Source organism: Psychromarinibacter halotolerans (assembly GCF_029168315.1).
GTDB classification, from domain to species: domain Bacteria; phylum Pseudomonadota; class Alphaproteobacteria; order Rhodobacterales; family Rhodobacteraceae; genus Psychromarinibacter; species Psychromarinibacter halotolerans.
In genome coordinates, this window is sequence record NZ_JARGYD010000057.1 from 1 (window position 1) to 359 (window position 359).

The 359-nt window shown below is 68.5% G+C and carries 1 protein-coding gene; it reads right to left on the minus strand.

The window, feature by feature from the left end; translation table 11 throughout:
• Positions 1-359 (minus strand): electron transfer flavoprotein subunit alpha/FixB family protein (locus tag P1K30_RS23895; RefSeq protein WP_275635246.1); only part of this gene is annotated, 359 nt, incomplete at both ends.

A 359-nucleotide genomic window follows, 5' to 3' on the forward strand; every position in this document is an offset into this window, starting at 1 on the left:
GCACCCACCGCAGCACCCAGCTTGTCCGCCAGCGCCTCGATGATCTTGAAGTCGTCTTCCGAACCGACGCCGCGGCCGCCCGACACGACGATGCCGGCCGAGGTCAGTTCGGGGCGGTCGCTTTCGGCCACCTTGTCCTCGACCCATTCCGACAGGCCGGGGTTCTCGGCGGCGCCCACCGTCTCGACCGGGGCCGCGCCCTGTTCGCCGGCGGCGTCGAAGGTCGAGGTGCGGATCGTGATCACCTTCTTGGCGTCCGACGACTTCACCGTCTGCACCGCGTTGCCCGCGTAGATCGGGCGTTCGAAGGTGTCGGCGTCCACGATGCCCGAGACGTCCGACAGGATCATCACGTCCAG